Origin of the sequence: Ruegeria sp. HKCCD6157 (assembly GCF_013110685.1) — a bacterium.
Lineage (GTDB): Bacteria > Pseudomonadota > Alphaproteobacteria > Rhodobacterales > Rhodobacteraceae > Ruegeria.
Map to the genome: position 1 here is coordinate 617,878 of NZ_WVRB01000001.1, position 15,551 is coordinate 633,428.

Consider the following 15,551-nt stretch of genomic DNA (forward strand, 5'->3'; position numbering starts at 1 on the left):
CAAGCTATTGCGCCGCAGCAGCCTTGGACTTTCCGAACCCGTTTTCCTCCAGTTTGTTCAGAACCTCGATCGCAAATTGAGACTGTTTTTCCGTCGGTATTCTCGTCGGCATCTTCGAACAGACGTCCAGTACGCCGTATTCCGATGGCGACAGTAGCTTGTTGGAGCGCCCCCAAGTTTTGGCCTCTTCCCAGAACTGCGCACCGAGTTCAAAGACACGGGTCTGTGCCTCGACGCTTTTTGTCAGGTTCTCGTCATCCGACACGTCGTCATCTTCGGACCTGGCCTCTTCCGGCTCGATTAGAATGTCCTCAAACTCGACCGGGTAGGACAGTTCCCGCTTGCGGAGGGCCTCCCAGCAGGCCTGCTTCTTCGCCCACTCGCTCATGTTCCGAATGCCCTCGGGCGGGTTGGTGATCGCTTCCTGCGCCTCGGCGGCTGCCACAAGCAGCGCGCCTTCCAGAGCCGCAGGAACGTCCTGCGCCCGCCAGACCCGGCTCAGGTCGACAACCAGATCCCGCTCGTCCGCGTCATGTGCGACCTTGGCGATGGCATAGGTCACGATGTTGGCGCGGTAGCCGCCTTCGTACCAGTCTTGGGCGGAAACCAGCTTTTCCAGCTTGCGGAAGATGATTGCCTTGGAAATCAGATGCCGATACCAGGCCTCGTTTATGCGCGCGCCGTTCTTGCCCCACGCCTTTTCGATAGTCTTGGCAAAGTCCGCAAAGTTCTTCTGCGCCCCCATCGATACGATGTGCGGTCTGCCGCTCCAGGAGTTTTCGAATTTGGCAAGGTCAGTCTTGGTGAAGAACTGGCGCCGGGGAAACTCGGCGTCCCACTTCTTCCGCTCCGCCGGGGTTTTCTTGCTGCGTTCGTCCGCGTACTGCCCCCGGGCCCGTTCGTAGAACCATTTGGTTTCGCGGTATCCGTTGACGCCAGCGGGAGCCAGGATTTTCCGCGACAGCTCCTCGATCTTGATGTGGAAGGGGTGGTTGGCGAAGAAATCGGCGGCGTTCACCTTGTTCTGACTGTTGGCGAATTCCGAGATGCGCGGAACGACCGTATCCGAAAGGATCGGTGGAACGACGCTCAATTTCATCTGGATGAAGATGTCCTTCAATCCCTCGCCAGCCAACTTGCGGGCGGCATGTATTGAGGCTGTCGTCTGGCCGCCATTCACGATCTGAAGGTTGTCGGCCTTGGTGATGACCAGTCCATCTTCGGTCCGGGTCAACTCCACGGCTTCGGCAGTTGCGGCCAGGCCGTTGTTGTAGGCCAAAAACATGTGGGGCTCTTCCAGGATGGTCTTTCGGATTCCCTTGTTCACGTTGCCCCGGGCCTGCAGAAAGCTGCGGACGTTGGATTCCAGCAGGCGCGCACCCCACTTGTCATAGATGGCGGCCAGCTGGGTGCCCGGTATGACCGCGATGTAGCTTTCCAGAGCGGCATCGGAACCTGACGCTTTCAGAACCGGTATTCCGCCGCCGAAATCCTGGGCGAAGTCGATGGTCAGGTCGGCCCGCGCCTTGCCCTGCTCGACAAAAGCCTGCAAGCGCTTGAGATCCCAGACGTTGTAGGTGACCGGCTTGTCGTCGATGGTGCCGGCCGGCATAGCGTCAACCTTGGCTCTGTTGTCCGAGTTCGTGACGAAAATCAGCTTGATCTTCTCGATGCCGTTCCAGCGGGTGCTGATAAGATCGGCCAGACCCGCACCGAGGCTGGTTTCTTCCAGTTCGTTCCTGAATTCCTCACGGCGCGCGTTGCGTAAGAATTCGACCAGTTTGTTGAACTGGGCTTTCAAGTCGGATCCGCGCGTCACACGAATTTCCTGCGTAATCTGAAAATCGCACAGGATCAGTGATAGAACACCGTCACCGTCGGCCGGATCGCCTCCGTAGCCGCTGACCTGCAGAGAAACTCCGCGTCGACCACGCCCCTGAAAATAGGAATAGTCGCACTGATCGATTTCGCCTGCCTCGGTCAGTATTTCTCCAGCCTTCTCGAAAAAGGCTTCCTGGGTGTACACACCCAAAGCATCCGCGTCGCCTTGGATGTCCGCGATGAAACTCTGGTGAAACTCTTCAAGATCCGACATTCGTCAACAACTCCGCAGTATCTCGTTCAGGTCTTCTGACTGCTCAAAGGCTGCGCAGGCATCCAAGCGGATAGCATAGCTGACCTCTTCGACGCCCGGCGGCAGAGGTGGCACCAACCTGGGGAAACCTTCTCCGACTTCGAATGTCCGCACCGCACCCAGATGCCAGCGGCGGTTTTCCTCGACTGCTTCGTCTTGGTATCCCGTCGCCGCGAGCCTCTGCTCCCAAAGATCCAGTGCTTCAATGTCCGCATCGAGCAACTCGGCCGTGCAGCGGACGTGATCGGCGAGGTTTTTTCCTTCGTCTCCCAGCAGGGTGTCGACCTCCTGCACCCGCAGGCAGAACCTCGCACTGTCGATGTCCGACAATTGCGCTTCCGATGAAATGCGCACCTTGGGGTGGGCGGCGCTGCGCCGTGCCTTGATCTCGAAATACAGTCCCGGCAGCTCGAAATCCTTGGCACTGTCCTCGGGACCCTTCCAGGCATCTACGGCTTGGAGCGGCCCGATGTGCCGAACCAGTTCTCTGAGGAAGGCAAGCTCGGCCACCAGACCACGCTGTTCTTCAAGGGACAGGCCGCGCCTACCGCCGCTGCGCAGCAGATGATGCCAGCGCAGCGTTCGACTGACGGTGCGTGACAGGGCGTGCTGCGGCTCGCTCGCCTGTTCGGCCGCGGCCACGACGTCCCGGCACAACGTCTCGAACAGGTCGATGTGCGCCTTTTCCTGCAAGGTGATGCAATATGAGTTCCGGCCATCGACGACCCGATAGAATACCCCGATATGCTTCAGCCTGGGCAGAGGGCGTACCTCGGACATGTCATCCGACATCCGCAGAAGCAGGGCGGGCGCGTTGTCGGGCATGCGCACCCAGAAGAAATCATGGCGGCCCTTGCTGTTCACACGCTGCGCCCCGCTGGGGGGCAGCCCGTCCCACGGCGTCTCAGTCATCTTCGAAGGCTCCGTCATCTTCTTCGTCCGACCCATAGATCTCGCGGAACTTCTGGGTGTTGATGATGTACTCCACTCGATCACTCGGCTTGGCGGATTGGGGGAAGCTGATGCTCCAGCCGATGACGGGCCGATCCGGGATACGGTCCAGGTGCGGGAGATCGCTTTCCTCCGGTGGCCGGACCTTGACGACATGGAGCACGAACAGCGGCTTGTCGCGAACCTGTCTGTATATTCTATCCGGGAATGAGGGCCGGCGGGATTCAGGCTTTCCGTGCTCCTTCAAGCTCTGGAGATATTCCTCTTCCGCCTGTTTCGCCTTCACCGGGTCGACACCAATCTTTTCCACGCCCCTTGACGCGATACGAGCACGTTTGCCGCTCATGGAAAGTAGGTGATCGGCCAGATCCTTGTAGCCGACGCTGCGCTCCTGTGGCCCCACCGTCCAACCGGCAAACTCGAACGGGTCTGCGTTGTTGGAAACGCTGGTGACCAGCACGTCCCACTCCAGCAGTTCATCATGCTTTCGTTCGCCGATGTAGGACCGGATAGGCGCGGTCTGCGTCAGGAACGCCTGTTCGTGGTTGCGCCACCCCAGCAGGAAGTCATCGATCAGATTCACCGAGACTCCTCGAAGAAAGAAACCACCGGTCACCTTTTCGGCGGACGACTGGCGGAAGCCTGCGCTGGCAAGACCCTCCAGGAGTTTCCGGGCGGCGTCTTCGTTGGCTGAAATATCTGCTGGTTTGGCGCTGATCTTGGCCGTCTCCACCCAGGCGTTGGACAACCCGATAAGGACATGCTTCTGGCCCGATCCCAACTTGTTGCGCGCCGTCACCAGCAGTGATGCAGGATGGCTGCGTACGGCGAGGCCGAAATCGGCGGGCGAGGCCTTGGCCTTTTCCATCTTCTTGAGTTCCAGATGCAGCTCTTCGCTGGCCTCGGCGATGTGGGCGTACCAGTCGATCGCCTCTGACGGCATCCATATCCGACACAGGTCCTCGTACCCGCCGCGATAGCCGAACCAACGGCCCATCTGCATCAGGGTGTCGTACATCATGGTGTTGCGAAGGAACCAGGTGACAGTCAGACCTTCGAGCGTAAGCCCCCGAGACAGAGAGAACCCCCCGACTGCGATCACGGTCTGACCAACGGAAGATTCACCCGAATAGTCCAGCCCATTGGATCGGCTGTTGACCTCGACGACTTTGGCCGATGCCACGGCGTCCAGCATGGCGCCCTGGATCCGGCTCCAATCTGGTTCTGCTTCCGCGTATTCCCTTTGCCAGGTTTTCTGAAGGGCGGCGATCTGAGGGTCGCGTAGCCCGTCCATGCCACGCGATCCGTTGATCCGTAGGGAGTCGAGAATCGCACCCAAGTACTCGTGCAGACGATTCCGCAACCTGCCCTGAACGTCGGTGAACCGGCTGGCGTTGACGAGCATCGAACAATGAGAAGCTGCTTGACCGCGCAGGTTCCTGATGGTGCGTGCGATCAGAAATGCCCGGACGGCCTCCTTGAGGCTTTCAGGCAGTTCATCAACCGTCTGGTCGATCTTGTGCTTGATCGGCAGGATGTCTTCGTTGTCGCGGATGGTGCGCAGCCAGACAGGATCGCCTTCGTCCGGGATGCCGTCGATGAAGATCTTCTTCGCTCCGAAGTAGTTCGATGGCGCGTCCAGCCCGACGATGAAGTGCTTGGGGAACAGGTCTTCCTTCAGCACGTCGTCGTACTGATCGGGGTCGACGAAAATGTTGGCGAAGGGCGTCGCAGTGTACCCGACGTAGCAGCTGCGGTGGAACATGTTCAGAAGATCGCGGATCTGACCGTTGATCTTCGTGATCTCTTCTTTGGAATACTTGGTGTTGATCGAAGCGTTGTCGGCCTCGTCGTCGATCAGCAGCATGGGCTGGTCGATCATCTGGTCGTCGCCTCGGGCGCTGTTCTCACGTAGCCAGTCCAGAAGATTCCTCAACGTGTTGTGGTTCTTTTTGATCACCAGCACCACTGGTACCTTGTAGGAGTCGATCTGGCTGGTGTTGGTGGATGCGGTGTCCTTCTTGAAGTCGAACAAGGTGTTGGTGAGGCTCACCGGAACCTTGCGGTCATCGAAGAGCCCGACCCCTATGGCCCGGTTTCCCTTCTTGCCCTGCGTGGCAAGGCGCCCTGTGTCGCGGCCGATGAAGCCCTCGTCGATCCGCTCCTGGGTCTGGTTGCGCAGGTTGTTGTGGATCCCGGCGATGACGACGACAAGTCGATACCCTGCGTCGGCAGCCTTGCAGATGAGCCCGGTGTAGTTCGCCGTCTTGCCGCTCTGGACGTGACCAACCACCATGCCCCGGCGATCCCACTTTTCGGCCAGTCCCGGGTTGCCCAACCGACCGAGGATCCGGTCGGTGATCTGGTCCAGACCGGTGATGACGTCCTGCGGAAGACCGTTCTTGTGCAACAGCTTCTTGTAGCGGTCCCAGTAGTAGGGATCGATGCTGGCCTTGGCCTCGTCCAACCAAGGGCGGAAACTCTCGTCGTCGACGGTCGCGCCAAGTCCCATGGTGATGCCGAACCGTTCTTCGATGTCGCGGGCAAGCTGTTCCAACACCTCGGGGGCGGCGTTCACGTTGAGAGCAGCGTTCATGGTCTTGATGAAGCTTCGAAGATCGTCGCCGCTCTTGCGCTCGTGCGCCAGAGACTGGGAAACGACGTCATCCAGATGCTTGAGTTGCGCGCTCACGAATGTTCTCCTTGCTCGATTTCTTCAACCAGTTGCCGGACGGAATCCTTGTGATTCACGAAAGGCTCGGTCGAACATAGGGTCTTGAGGATGTCAGAACCTGTCATGCCGATCTTCAGGAGTTCCCGAATGGCGGTCTCGGCCATTTCGGCCAGTTCGGCGAAATCCGACCTGTCCGACTCGACGCTTTCGGCACCGCCAAGCATGTCGGCATGCAGCGCGGCGACGGGCAGGCCTGACCCCAGAAGCGTGATGCAGGCCCGGAAACCGTGTCGGAACTCTTCGGGCAAAAGATCCGCAAAGCCTTGGATCGACGGGTGTTCGACGTTTGGCCGGTACACGATCCCGCCGTCCTTTTGGATGCGGTTCCAGAGCGGCAGGTTTTCTTCGGACACCAGCTTGCGGCCGCGACGCTGATACGTGCGCTTGGAAGTTCCCTGGAGCCGTTCGACAATCCTGCGAAGGCGCTCCCTGACGATGGGCGGCATCTGGGCCGACGCCTTGCGCACGTCGATCTTCCAGTCCGCGTCCATCGTGTTGGGAATGTCGACCCTGACACGCGACAGTTTTGTCAATTCCGTCTGCCGGGCCAAGCCCAACCAGCTGCCTGCGATGATCAGGCGCTTTTCCCGGTAGATATAGAACCCCTGCGACCGCAGATGCCCCTCGGGCCCGCCCAACTCCTCCCATTCGGCTCTCGACATCATCTTGTGATGGGGCAGTGTGTAGCACTGGGTAACGACCTCGCCTGAGACCAAGGGCAGAACTTCTTCCGGATCGACCTGCGTCGCCTTGTGGGTCGTGGCGAAGGGGTCGATCGGCGCAAGAAGCCGACCGTTCAGCAGGAGCTTCAACTTGGGTCGGCTTCCCTCCATGTAGCGGTGGAAGCAAAGGCGAAGATGCCGTTCCGCGCCTGACAGCGCCTTGTTGATTTCGGCGGACCGTTTGGCCGTGTCGTGCCGGAAATTGGTCGAGAGTCGGTCCAGCTTGCGCCAGAGGACTATGGTTCCGGTCTCGGGCAGCTTGTCCACTGCAGGAAGGCCATGGAGGTCATCCTCCAGATCCACGTTCCAGACATTCGTTTTCGCGACCTTGTCCAGATCCCAAGTGGCCCCTGATGTTTGTCCGTTCCTGCGGGAAATCACGGTAAGCTGGCGGCACTGCGAAAAGCTCGCGCTCTTCAACCCTAGGCCAAAGCGACCAAGATCGTGACCTTCGCGCTCGGCCAACGGGTTTTTTGAGCCCGGTCGCATGGCTTCGATGAGTTCCGCCTCGGTCATGCCGGACCCATCATCGATGACCGCGATCCAAGGCTCGTCAGTCGTCGTTTCGGCCAGAATTTCGACGCGCCCGGCACCGGCCGTGATTGAATTGTCGATGATGTCGGCCATGGCCGTTTCCAGGGTATATCCGAAATCCCGCATGCCTTCGATCAGCGATGCGGCATGGGGCGTGGCATCCGCCTGCCTTTTCCCCTTGATTTGCAGGTTGCCTTGGACTGATTGCACGGCTTCTTCTCGCTGTCTGTCTTTTTGTTTTGAAATCTGCAGTTTTTTCGTGTCCCGAATTGACACCAGTTCTCGCGGAAGGTGAAGAGGTCATTTCGGTTTCTCTCCCAACTTCGGATCGGGTCGTCGCATTCGCAGAACTCGCCCGACGGCCGCACGTTCAGTTGCCTTCAACAGCGAAAGTGGTGAAGCACAGTATGTGAAACCAACTGCCTGAGGTTTGAACGTTTGCCATTTCCTTTCGATCTGGCGCCATTTTCTTTGACGGAGGTTCAGGCCGACAAACTGGCGGGTGCAGGCGAGGAAGCCTCGGCCTGTTCAGTGCACCCAGCGACCGGTCGATCGCACCTCCGAAGATAGGTTATCCACAACTGCCCTTTGGCTGCCTCTGTTGACCGGTTTTCTTTCGCATAGTTCCAGAATTGAACGGAGGATCAAGGCTCCTTGAGTGGGCCCAGATATTGAGCAGAGGAAGCAGCATGGGCAAGAAGTCGGGCAAACGCAGCGTGCGGTTGAAGGTGAATGTAACGCCAAAAGAAAGGGACATGCTTGATGCAAAGGCAAAAGCCTCGGGGCAGACCCGTTCAGACTTCATGCGTGAAGCCGCCCTTGGACGCCGCGCGGCAGTCTCACCCGAGAAAATACTCGACGGCATCTGGGTCTTGAACCTTGTCTTGGGCCATATCCAATCCATTGCTGAATTGCCGCCTTCGGACGCGCCCGACTACGCTTTGATCCTTCTGGAGCTGCATCGGATTGAAAGTATGATCCTGATGTTTGCGCCCGTTGGTTTCACCGGGGAGGACGGCTGATGTTGATCGGTTGGTCGAAACACCAGTCCAGCGAAAGTCTGCGCCAGCCAGCCTCATATCTGCTGGATCCGGAAGTTCGAAAGCCTGTCGGGTCAGCGGAAGTCGTTGAAAGGCGCGTACCCGTGCCGGAACTTCTGGTCGGCCATCCCGCGGTGTTTCAGAGCGCTGTCTTTGCGCTTCGATTCAAGAGGAAATACCGGGTGACGACGCTTTCGTTTCATTGCGAAGACATCGACGTCCACGCTTTCAATGAAGGTAATGAAGCCGCCAGGAGACAGGTGTCCGCCGCGATCAATCTGTTCCTCGAGGTCGCCTTTGCAGGAATTCCGGAACCATCCCGGCCGCCGGTACTCGTCGGAACTCATACGCATCTTGACCGGCTGGAAATCAACATCGCCACCCCGAGATTTGTCAGGAATTCTGGCGGTTCAGTCCGCAGTTTCAATCCGCACCCCCCGAAGCGGGGCAGCTGGTTTCTGTGGGATGCACTGCGCGATGTGCTGAATTTCAATTTCGGCTGGCGCAGCCCGAATGACGGTACTTCCGCCCAAAAGCTCCGGGGGCCTGACTGGGTTGAGAAGCGTCTGGCCGCCGCTGAGCGGCATGGAACGACCTTCGATCCCGCGAAGGACCCAAAGCCTTTCTTGCTGCAGGCCGCGAGGCTCATCGCGGCACACCATGCTGTGGATGCACCGAATCCTTACGGCAAGCCGTTTCCGGAGATCGTGGCAGAGCTTGGATTCCGGATCGAGCACCGGAACAGGTTCTCGATGAGGCTGGTCCACCCCGATGATCCTCATCCGCTGCTTGTCCGCGGCCGGCACCCCCTGAGCCACGGCGATATCGCGCCGGATCCCGCGGAGGCGTTGGAGAGTCTGCAGCGCTACTGGACGCGACGGGCGCAACAGAATTCGAAACGGTTCTCACAGGGAACATGGAGCGAACCGCAGCCGGACTGGGCGTCGCGGCTGGAAGCGCCCGAGGTCAGGATTCCGCCCTGCCATCCCGATTTCGCAGGCCCAAGCAGTGCTGTGCCCTCGGCGGGCATGCCCCTGCGGGTGAAGCTTCAGGTCTACCTCTCGGCCATGGCCAAGGCGCTCGGCGTCATGATGGCCGAAGCTCGAATCCTGCAGTACTTGTCGGCCGTCCCCGTGGCCCCCTTCAACTCACTGGCAAATAGATTGGAGAAACTGAATGCCGAATACGACCAAACCCGCCTCGATGGAGGCCCTGATGGAAGAACTGTGCGACCTGCTCCGCCAGGTTCTCGGCCGCGGCGCGGACGCTCAGAGCTCGGCGCGGATCAACGAGCTTCTTTCCGAGATCGGGCGGATCAGGGTCGCGATGGAGCGGCAGACCGAAAACCTGGAGGCGCTGCGCCCGGGGCTTTCCGCTTTCGAGGCCATGAGCACCCGGCTGGAAAACGTGGAGGAGAACCAGCAGCGGATGCTGTCATCCATCGAGTGGATCTGTCAGACCTTGGGACATCCGGCCTTTCACGAGGACGACTGATCGGTCTGATCGTGCGTGCTGCCCGGGGAGCTTTTCCCGGGAAGCCAGCTGCACTGGCAATGGATCAGGACGGCAGGCTGAAAATCCGCATCGCCGACGCCATGATCCAAATCTGTTCGGATGGAACCGTGAAAGGTGTCGGTGATCCTGAGAGGGTCGGCGCACTGGTTGACGCTTTAGCGGAGTATATTCCCATCCGCTCCGGAGAGGCGACTGCTCAAGTCAGCACGGATCAGCCTGGTCCGTGAGCGATTTCGTTACCTTTACGACTTGCCTGTTTTGCTTTCCGGGAGGCAAATCTGCGACGATCAGGTCTTCAGCGCGCGAGACACCGCCAAGACAGCGTCCAAGACCGTTGCCGTCTCTCTACGCCGAGTCTCCAAGGCCGATGCCGGAGATGAGCCTTGGCAGGAGTTGCACAGCGGCGTAGAGCGGCCCCAGGGGCTTTTCTTCCCGGCGATAGGTGCCAGTGTTCACGTCGATCTGCTTGTGCCCGAGAAGATCGCGGCGATCAATGTCGCTGACAAGCAAGGTCAGGCCGTCTTTTCCGCGGGCGTTGATCAAGGTGTCATTGACGTAGTGGCGCAGGCTTTTGGTGCTGTATCTCAAGGGGTTGCTGTCAAGGCTGCGTGAAAGACACTCGCGCATAACATGATCGAGATTGTCACCGAACTTCGGATCGTATGGAGGTGGCGGTGCGTGAGGATCAAGGCACGCATCACGGATTTTTGCCGGGACCGCTGCCGGAAACACAACAAATTGCTGTTTCGACTTGATTGTCGCAACGAATTCGAGAAAGCCCAATTCGATCAATTCCGGATGAATCGGGATCCGACGTTTGCTGTGCTTATTCTTGAGGCCGCGCAGGTGGTTGGCGCGAATGTAGATGTAAGGAATTCCAGCTTCTTCAAGGACATCGGTGACCAAGAGACCTGCGATCTCGGCGCGACGTGCTCCGGTGTGAGCGAGCAGCAGATTGATCCAGTAATGATGATCCTTGAACAGCTTGGTGCCAGGTTTGTGTCTGTCCCGGAAATTCTTGCACCCTGTCCAAAGTGGGTGGGCAAAGAGCCTCCGGATGTCGGGAACGGTGAATACCGCGGTCTTTTCCGCATCCGTTCGATCGTCCTCCGGAACGAGGTTTGCGACCTTTGGCGTTCCGAATACCGGAGTTCCTTCGTATTCGGCATGCTCTACGACCGATTTGATCGTCGTGAGGTGTCGCTCGATGGTTCCGGCCTCGAGTCCAATCTTGTCGTCGGCAATGGTCTTTGCTTCATCAAGAAGTTCTTTGAAGGTCAAGCCCCGCTGGCGTGGAGATTTCCAATAGTATTTCGGCATCGTTTTCGCCAATGCGTTGGCAAAGATTTCCAGGTGATGGGGCCGAATATCGGTCACCAACTGAATGCCAGTGATGTAAACGAATAGCGTGACGGACTTGAGGTGCTGGTTCTTGGTCTCAGCATTGCATTTCTTTTTTCGTGTCATCCGAACTGCAACGCCGAAGAGATCATGCCCGAAAGTCCGTTCGACCCTGACCTCTTTGGCTTCGCCTGAAAACAGCGCTTCCTCCGGTTGTTGGAGTGCCTGATCGCGTTGATGTGCGATCGAACCTGCCGTGATGCGACCTTGGATCAACGAAGCACCGGGCGTGAGCGCAGGGGCCGCCGGATGGCGTAGTTCAGCTTGGCATGATGCCGACGTGCCAAGCGCAACCGTTGGCTCCTCCTTGGATTGGGTTGTGCTTCTGTTGCCAAGGGCATCTTCGGCCGGTGTCGGGTGAATGGGCCTGTCGGTTCCATCGACCAAAGCCTGCAGCATTGCTGCAGCTGCGCTGCAGGCGGCCGCGCTTGAATGAAGTGGCGCGGCTTGCACGGCGTCGTGCGCTGCCATGCGGGCTTCCACGGCGGCCCAGCGAAGACGCAGCTTTTCGTGCTGTGAAAGATGTTCGGGGCGCTTCAATTGAGCCGCGCGTTCTTGAACGCTCTGATTGAAAGCCGGTGAAATGAATTCCCTGAATTTGGTTGCCTGGATACGCGCTGCAATCGGACGCTCATCGATCGGAAGTTGAAGCAGCCGTTCCGTTGGCATCTCCTCTCGCAGGCCGTCCTCGACAAGACTGCGAAGAACAAACGCTTCGAGGCGATGGTGGCGCGCGCGTTCCGTCGTCAGGGATCCATCCATTCGCTCGATCATCCGCGCATTTCGCAACTCGTCGAGATAGGCGCGGAGTTCGGCCTTGAAGAAGGCCCGAACATCGACTTCTGGCAGCGTGAGATGAGCGTTGTTTTCGAGCATTCGATCCATGTGTGCGGTCAGTTGCACACAGGATCTATGAGCCGCGTTTCGATCCGTCGTCCCCAAGGACACCATGACCGGCGGCAAACATGTGGATAACTTGGGAATCCGCCTGCGAAAGAAATAAATCCCGCGCCGCCGCGTCAGGTAAAGAGTGCCGTGCATCGTGACCTCGATTCTGGGTCACTGCCAGGAATGCTGTCAGATCCGTCATCAGGCCGGTCGTCAGGAGGTTGTGTAACCTCGTGTGTAACCAGCTGTGTAACCAAGTCCTAAGCTCTACTGAGTGAATTGGTTCAGGTGACTGCTTTTAAACGACTTTTCCGGGAAGATGGCTGGGGTGGTAGGATTCGAACCTACGATACACGGTACCAAAAACCGCTGCCTTACCACTTGGCTACACCCCAACGGTGAGCGGCTGTCTACGATTGTTGTTGGCAGGGATCAAGAGCGTTTTGTCAAAAAAACTCAGGTTGAACAGATTTTTTTCAGGGCGGTCATTTGGTGTCGATCAACACGGCTCCGGTCCGGTTTCCATCCTGCACCATTGCATGCGCAGACGCGCATTCTTCCAGTGCAAAGACCTTTTGAACAGGGCAGGTCAAAGCGCGACCCTTCAAGGCCTTGTGAAGGGTCTTCACGGCATTGGCACGAAGATCCGGCGGAAGAAGATAAATCAAAATGGTCTCAAGCGTCATGGCTTTGAACATCATCGGTCCGAACGGAAACACGGGGGTCATGTCTTGGGCAGAGCCATAGGCGTTGATGCGACCATTCTCGGCAATGACCGCGGCGTTTGTTTGAATATTCCGGCCGAATTCGACGTCGATGATTCGGCCGATTGTCTTTCCTTCATTTGCATCGAGAATTTCGGAGGAAATATCCTCGCTGGCGTAATCAATCACGATATCAGCGCCGGCTTCCCGGACCCGGTCAAAGTTGCGAGGGCTGGCCGTCGCGATCACGCGCGCGCCTGCCCATTTGGCAAGCTGAACGGCCAGAAAGCCGACGGTGCCCGCGCCACCATGTATCAAGATCGTTTGCCCATCGGGACGGCCGCCTGAAAACACCGCGTGGCAGGCGGTAAGACCGGGAATGCCCAGAATCGCGCCGGTCCGCAACGACACTGCATCCGGCAGAGCCACAGCCTGGGCATCGGGAAGGGTGATGTGGCTGGCGGCGGTGCCGAAAGGGCGTTGCCATTGCCCGTTCCAGATCCACACGCGCTGACCGATCCGAGATGCGGAAACTCCGTCGCCAACGGCCGAGATCACACCGGAGCCGTCACTGTGCGGGATGATCAGGGGGAATGGGGGTTCTGTCACGCCCGGTCTGGTCCCGGCGCGGGCTTTGACGTCGGAAGGGTTCACCCCGGAAAAGGACAGCTCTACCGTGACCTCGCCCGGACCCGGCGGGACCGGAGGGAGGTCCTGTATCCGCAGGACATCGGCGGGGTCTCCGAAGGTGGAATATGTAACTGCGCGCATGATCGCCTCCGTTTTGGTCGAGTTTCACAGCATAACGGCGGGAAACTCAAACACCTTGTCGCGTGTCCGCAACGCGGGGGCAGGTCGGCCCAGTGGTTATTCGCGAATCTCGGACGGGTCGACCCCCCAAAGGTTCGACTTCAAGGTCCAACCCCGATACCCGCCGGCGGTGATCCGGCACCAGTCCAGCGAACAGGTTCCCAGTCGGGCCACGACCCCGGATTCGAAATGCGCATTCACGGGTGAGGTCGGATCGGGTCGGGCATAGACAGGCAGCATTTCGGATTCAATCAGTACTGTCCGAACACCCGACAACAGGGCGTAGTGAACCCAGCCTCCAGCGCCGTCGCGGTCCTGAACCCGTCGCCAGTTGCCGTATTCGGCAGTGACCTGAAGCGGCATTCCGCGCCGTTTGAACACCCAGTCGATTCGATGTGTCAAAGAAGGTCCGCGCCGCACGTTGCCTTCTGCTGCTTTCATCGAGACATAACGGGGCAGGGGGAGGTTGGTGACCGGCCCACGTTTCACGTCGGCATGAGCAGCCCATGCGCCGAACATGATCAGAAATACGGGTAGTGCCGCCAGACAGCGGCGATTTACCGGTCGAATACCACTCACTGACTGCCTGCTCTTGTGCCTGTTGATCCGGTTCCGAAAAAAGGTCGACTCAATGCCAAAGGGGTTCTTGTGCCCCGCCTTATCCTGCGCCACGATGCCATGGCGCGCGTCCGTTTGCAAAGCAGTGGGAGGGCCGAGGTGCCAAGAGAACGTTTGAGTGTTGTCGTTACGCGACGGTTGCCCGAAGCGGTCGAAACACGTTTGAGCGAGTTGTTTGATGTGCGCTTGCGCGACGATGACACTCCGATGACGCGTGAAGAACTGGTGGCCGCAGTGCAGGACGCCGATGTCCTGGTGCCTACGGTAACCGATGCGATTGATGGCGGTCTGCTGGGGCAGGCGGGCGAAAGGCTTAAGCTCATCGCCAATTACGGTGCCGGTGTCGACAATATTGACGTGTCCACCGCGCGCCAGCGTGGGATTCTGGTGTCGAACACGCCTGGGGTTCTGACCGATGACACCGCCGATATGACCATGGCCCTGATTCTGGCGGTTACCCGACGTATTCCCGAAGGTCTGAGCGTGATGCAGCAGGGAGATTGGTCCGGCTGGGCGCCCACCGCCTTTCTGGGAGGCCGTATCGGAGGTCGTCGTCTGGGCATTCTGGGCATGGGCCGGATCGGGCAGGCGGTGGCGCGGCGTGCGAACGCGTTTGGAATGCAGGTCCATTATCACAACCGTCGCAGGCTGCGCCCCGAGACCGAGCAGGAGCTGGAGGCAACATATTGGGAAAGCCTCGATCAGATGGTCGCGCGGATGGATGTGATCTCGGTCAATTGCCCCTCAACGCCGTCGACCTTCCATCTGATGAACGCACGTCGTCTGAAACTGATGAAACCTTCGGCAGTGATCGTCAACACGTCACGTGGTGAAGTCGTGGACGAAAACGCCCTGACCCGGATGATCCGCGCAGGTGAAATTGCGGGGGCGGGTCTGGATGTCTACGAACAGGGCACTGACGTGAACCCGCGCCTGCGGCAGCTGCCCAATGTGGTTTTGTTGCCTCATATGGGATCAGCCACGATCGAGGGCCGGGTGGAGATGGGCGAGAAGGTCATCATCAACATCAAGACCTTCGAAGACGGCCACCGCCCGCCGGATCAGGTTGTGCCGGCGATGCTCTAGCGCTCTGGAAAGGAGCAGGAATGGACGTCTATGAAGGAGGGTGCCGTTGTGGAAATCTGCGCATCAGGGCTTCGGGTCGTCCATTGCGGGTCGGAATCTGTCACTGTCTGGACTGCCGCAAGCATCATGGCGCGGTGTTCTATGCGGCGGCCGTTTTCCCGGACGACAGAATAGAGGTTTCCGGCGAAGCGCGTGGTTATGCTGACAGGTATTTTTGCCCCGGCTGCGGCTCTCCAGTCTTTGCGCGCAGCGGAACCGAAGTGGAGGTGCATCTGGGATGCCTTGATGCGCCAGATCAGTTGACGCCAACAAATGAAAGCTGGGTCTCCCGGCGTGAAGCGTGGTTGCCCGAGTTCCGCGGTATGACCCACTATGATCAGGATCGATTGGTAGGCGACGCAAAGCCTTAACGCG

The 15,551-nt window shown here is 58.9% G+C and carries 11 protein-coding genes and 1 tRNA gene; 4 read left to right on the top strand and 8 right to left on the bottom strand.

Going from position 1 to position 15,551, the window contains the following annotated elements; all coding sequences use genetic code 11:
• Positions 1-4: 4 nt before the first annotated feature.
• Genes GS612_RS02790 through GS612_RS02805 form a run of 4 tightly spaced genes read right to left on the bottom strand, consistent with a single transcriptional unit; the run spans position 5 to position 7,285 of the window.
• Complete coding sequence (locus tag GS612_RS02790) at positions 5-2,095, bottom strand: AIPR family protein (protein ID WP_171639017.1); 2,091 nt, start codon at positions 2,093-2,095, stop codon at positions 5-7.
• Between the two features lie 3 nt (positions 2,096-2,098).
• A complete protein-coding gene (locus tag GS612_RS02795) occupies positions 2,099-3,046 on the bottom strand; it encodes a PD-(D/E)XK motif protein (protein WP_171639018.1) in 948 nt (315 codons plus the stop codon).
• Entirely contained in the window at positions 3,039-5,777 is a 2,739-nt protein-coding gene (locus tag GS612_RS02800; protein ID WP_171639019.1) for a Z1 domain-containing protein, read from the bottom strand. Before GS612_RS02800 ends, GS612_RS02795 begins: the two co-directional genes overlap by 8 nt.
• Positions 5,774-7,285, bottom strand: a complete 1,512-nt coding sequence (locus tag GS612_RS02805) for an ATP-binding protein (protein WP_216603499.1) — start codon at positions 7,283-7,285, stop codon at positions 5,774-5,776. The genes GS612_RS02800 and GS612_RS02805 overlap by 4 nt, the downstream gene beginning before the upstream one ends.
• A 479-nt stretch (positions 7,286-7,764) precedes the next feature.
• Between GS612_RS02805 and GS612_RS02810 the strand changes: the two genes are divergently transcribed.
• A complete protein-coding gene (locus GS612_RS02810) occupies positions 7,765-8,097 on the top strand; it encodes a ribbon-helix-helix protein, CopG family (RefSeq protein WP_171639020.1) in 333 nt (110 codons plus the stop codon).
• Positions 8,097-9,857: a hypothetical protein gene (locus tag GS612_RS02815; RefSeq protein WP_171639021.1), complete on the top strand. Its 1,761-nt coding sequence runs from the start codon at positions 8,097-8,099 to the stop codon at positions 9,855-9,857. Before GS612_RS02810 ends, GS612_RS02815 begins: the two co-directional genes overlap by 1 nt.
• A 118-nt stretch (positions 9,858-9,975) precedes the next feature.
• Here GS612_RS02815 and GS612_RS02820 read toward each other — a convergent pair whose 3' ends face one another.
• The 4 genes from GS612_RS02820 to GS612_RS02835 form a co-directional block, all read right to left on the bottom strand.
• Positions 9,976-12,072 (bottom strand): DUF6538 domain-containing protein, encoded by a 2,097-nt coding sequence (locus GS612_RS02820; protein WP_371809273.1) that lies wholly within the window; start codon positions 12,070-12,072, stop codon positions 9,976-9,978.
• A gap of 167 nt (positions 12,073-12,239) precedes the next feature.
• A tRNA-Gln gene (locus GS612_RS02825) sits at positions 12,240-12,314 on the bottom strand.
• Between the two features lie 90 nt (positions 12,315-12,404).
• Positions 12,405-13,394 carry an NADPH:quinone reductase gene (locus GS612_RS02830; RefSeq protein ID WP_171639023.1) on the bottom strand — a complete coding sequence of 330 codons (990 nt, stop codon included), beginning with the start codon at positions 13,392-13,394 and terminating at the stop codon, positions 12,405-12,407.
• Between the two features lie 96 nt (positions 13,395-13,490).
• Positions 13,491-13,952: an SH3 domain-containing protein gene (locus GS612_RS02835; protein ID WP_171329796.1), complete on the bottom strand. Its 462-nt coding sequence runs from the start codon at positions 13,950-13,952 to the stop codon at positions 13,491-13,493.
• A gap of 198 nt (positions 13,953-14,150) precedes the next feature.
• Between GS612_RS02835 and GS612_RS02840 the strand changes: the two genes are divergently transcribed.
• Positions 14,151-15,137, top strand: a complete 987-nt coding sequence (locus GS612_RS02840) for a D-glycerate dehydrogenase (protein WP_171228333.1) — start codon at positions 14,151-14,153, stop codon at positions 15,135-15,137.
• A gap of 20 nt (positions 15,138-15,157) precedes the next feature.
• On the top strand, positions 15,158-15,547 hold the full coding sequence (locus tag GS612_RS02845; RefSeq protein ID WP_171639024.1) for a GFA family protein: 390 nt from the start codon (positions 15,158-15,160) through the stop codon (positions 15,545-15,547).
• Positions 15,548-15,551: the final 4 nt, after the last annotated feature.

Bases quoted from the DNA above. Each gene is read 5' to 3' on its own strand.
- GS612_RS02790 (WP_171639017.1), bottom strand. From the start codon at position 2,095: ATGTCGGATCTTGAAGAGTTTCACCAGAGTTTCATCGCGGACATCCAA.
- GS612_RS02795 (WP_171639018.1), bottom strand. From the start codon at position 3,046: ATGACTGAGACGCCGTGGGACGGGCTGCCCCCCAGCGGGGCGCAGCGT.
- GS612_RS02810 (WP_171639020.1), top strand. From the start codon at position 7,765: ATGGGCAAGAAGTCGGGCAAACGCAGCGTGCGGTTGAAGGTGAATGTA.
- GS612_RS02815 (WP_171639021.1), top strand. From the start codon at position 8,097: ATGTTGATCGGTTGGTCGAAACACCAGTCCAGCGAAAGTCTGCGCCAG.
- GS612_RS02820 (WP_371809273.1), bottom strand. From the start codon at position 12,072: ATGCACGGCACTCTTTACCTGACGCGGCGGCGCGGGATTTATTTCTTT.
- GS612_RS02830 (WP_171639023.1), bottom strand. From the start codon at position 13,394: ATGCGCGCAGTTACATATTCCACCTTCGGAGACCCCGCCGATGTCCTG.
- GS612_RS02835 (WP_171329796.1), bottom strand. From the start codon at position 13,952: ATGTTCGGCGCATGGGCTGCTCATGCCGACGTGAAACGTGGGCCGGTC.
- GS612_RS02845 (WP_171639024.1), top strand. From the start codon at position 15,158: ATGGACGTCTATGAAGGAGGGTGCCGTTGTGGAAATCTGCGCATCAGG.